Consider the following 2,570-nt stretch of genomic DNA (forward strand, 5'->3'; position numbering starts at 1 on the left):
CGCACGTCGAGTGCCGGCAGCGGGACCGGCACCGGCCACGCGCCGGCCGTCCGCGCGCCGCTGCCGGCCGACAGCGCTTTCAGGTAATCGAGCACGGCCCACGTGTCGGCGGCATCGAGCGTCGCGGCGAAGCCGGGCATCGACGGCGCATCGTGCGCGTCGCGCATGCCGTGCCGCACGTGCCAATACAGCTCGCCGTCGAGTCGCCGCGCGAGCAGCGTGCCCGCGAAGGTCGGCGGCCAATGCGCGAGCGTCGCGGCGAGCGGCCCTTCGCCGCGGCCGTCCGCGCCGTGACAGGCCGCACAGTGCCGCGCATACAGATTTGCGCCGTGCATCACGGTCGCGACCGAAAACGGCACCGGGCTGCGCTGGAAACTCGTCGGCACGGCCGGCGCAAGCCACAGCGACGCGGGCGGCCACGGCGTGCACCACGCGAGCGCGAGCGCGCCGATCGCTGCGGTCACGCGCCATCTGCGCGAAGCGACCGCGACGCAGCCGAGCGCCACCGCGAGCGCCGTCGCCGCACAGGCGAGCGCCAGCTGTCGCGTGAGTCCCGCATCGATGCGCAACGTCTCGAGCGCGATCCGCCGTGCCCACGGCCACGCGGCCTGTCCGTCGGCGTCGCCGGTCAGGCCGACCGCGTGCAACGCGCGCGCGAGCGCGACCTGCGCGCGATACAGCGACTGCAGGAACACGAGCGCCCAGTCGGCGAACGGCGGCACCGTCATCGGCGCTCCGATTGCCGCGCACGGCCGATGCGGTCTACCCGGCGAACGACAGCCCGCATCTACCAGCTCGCATCGAGCCCGAGATGGCGCAGCGCTTCGTGACGCAGCGCTGCGAGGCGTGGGTCGCCGCGATGGCGCGGATACGGCAGGTCCACCTGCAGTTCGGCGACGATGCGCGCGGGACGCGGCCCGAACACGATCACGCGCTGCGCGAGGAACAGCGCTTCCTCGACGTCGTGCGTAACGAGCAGCGCGGAGAAACCGTCGCGTTGCCACAGCGCGGTCAGCTCGGCCTGCATCGTCAGCCGCGTCAGCGAATCGAGCTTGCCGAGCGGCTCGTCGAGGATCAGCAGGCGCGGATCGTTGACGAGCGCGCGGGCGAGGGCGACGCGCTGCGCCATCCCGCCGGACAGCTGGTGCGGAAACGCGTTCGAGAACGCCTGCAGCCCGACGCGCGCGAGCGCGTCGTCGACACGATGCTGCGCCGTGCGTGCCATGCCGCGCGCTTCGAGGCCGAGCGCGACGTTGGCGCGGACGCGGCGCCACGGGTAGAGCGTCGGATCCTGGAACACGACGATGCGCGACGGGTCGGGGCGCGCGATCGGCACGCCGTCCTGCGCGATCGTGCCGGCGCGCGCGGCGTCGAGGCCGGCGACGAGCCGCAGCAGCGTCGACTTGCCACAGCCGCTCGGCCCGAGCAGCGCGACGAATTCGCCGGCGCCGACCGACAGCGACACGTCGTCGAGCACCGGCAGCGAGCCGTCGGGGCCGTCGAATGCATGGCTCACGCGACGAATGTCGATGCGCGCGCCGCGCGGCGCGGCAACGGCGGGCGTAATGGCGGGGGCGGCGCTTACCATTGGACGGTTCCCTTTTGCCAGGCGAGCACGCGGTCGCGCAGCGCGAACAGCAGCGCGATCAGGCCGGAAAACAGCAGCGCCATCACGATCAGCGCCGCATACATGTTCACGTACGACGCCCAGCCCTGCGCCCAGCTCAGATACCAGCCGAGCCCCGATTTCACGCCCATCATTTCGGCGACGACGAGCACCGTGAACGACGCGCTGAGTCCCATGAAGATGCCGACGAACACGTGCGGCAGCGCGGCCGGAATCGCGACGCGCAGCACGAGGAAGCGCGCGCTCGCGCCGAACGTGCGCGCGACGTCGTAGTACTGCCGGTTCACGCTCGCGACGCCCGACCACGTGAGCACGGCGACCGGAAAGCCGGTGGCCAGCGCGATCAGGAACGCGGCGGCCGAATAGCTGGTCGGGAAGAAGTAGAACGTCAGCGGCAGCAGCGCGGTGGCCGGCACGGGGCCGAGCACGCGCAGCACGGGATGCACCCAGTAGCCGATGCGGCGCGACCAGCCGATCGACACGCCGACCGCGAAGCCGACGGCGACGCCGTACGCGAAACCGAGCGCGAGCAGTTTCAGCGTGTTGACGGCGCTGCCCGCGAGGCGCGGCCAATCGTCGACGTAGACCTCGATCAACGCCTGCGGCGGCGCGAAGAACGGCGTAGGCAGCCAGCCGGTCTTTGCGGTCGCGATTTCCCAGGCGGCGAGCACGAGCGGCAGCGCGACGAGCCAGGGGCCCGCACCGTGCACGCGCGCGAGCGGCGCGCGTACGGCCCGCACGAGCGGCCCGAGCGTCGCGGCGACGAGCAGCAGCACGGCGAACGCGCCGGCGGCGATCGCGAACGTGTCCGTGTAGGCCCAATCGGTGAAGCCGACGACGCGGTTCGGCCACAGCTGCGTGACGGCCGCGAGCAGCGTCCATGCGAGCGCGGCCGCGATGCCGGCGGGCCACACGCGCGTGCGCCGCGCGTCGGCCGCGGATG

General features: G+C 72.7%; 3 protein-coding genes. All 3 read right to left on the bottom strand.

The annotated features are described in order from the left end of the window. Positions 1-728 (bottom strand): c-type cytochrome (locus HMPREF3115_RS24750; RefSeq protein ID WP_141751733.1); only part of this gene is annotated, 728 nt, incomplete at its 3' end. A 59-nt stretch (positions 729-787) separates the two neighbouring features. After that, complete coding sequence (locus tag HMPREF3115_RS24755; RefSeq protein ID WP_059939546.1) at positions 788-1,588, bottom strand: ABC transporter ATP-binding protein; 801 nt, start codon at positions 1,586-1,588, stop codon at positions 788-790. After that, the coding region (locus tag HMPREF3115_RS24760) for an ABC transporter permease (protein WP_006408739.1) at positions 1,582-2,570 on the bottom strand (989 nt) is incomplete at its 5' end. The genes HMPREF3115_RS24755 and HMPREF3115_RS24760, both read right to left, overlap by 7 nt.

This window comes from Burkholderia sp. HMSC10F09 (genome assembly GCF_001806955.1).
In the GTDB taxonomy this organism is placed as follows: Bacteria; Pseudomonadota; Gammaproteobacteria; order Burkholderiales; family Burkholderiaceae; genus Burkholderia; species Burkholderia multivorans.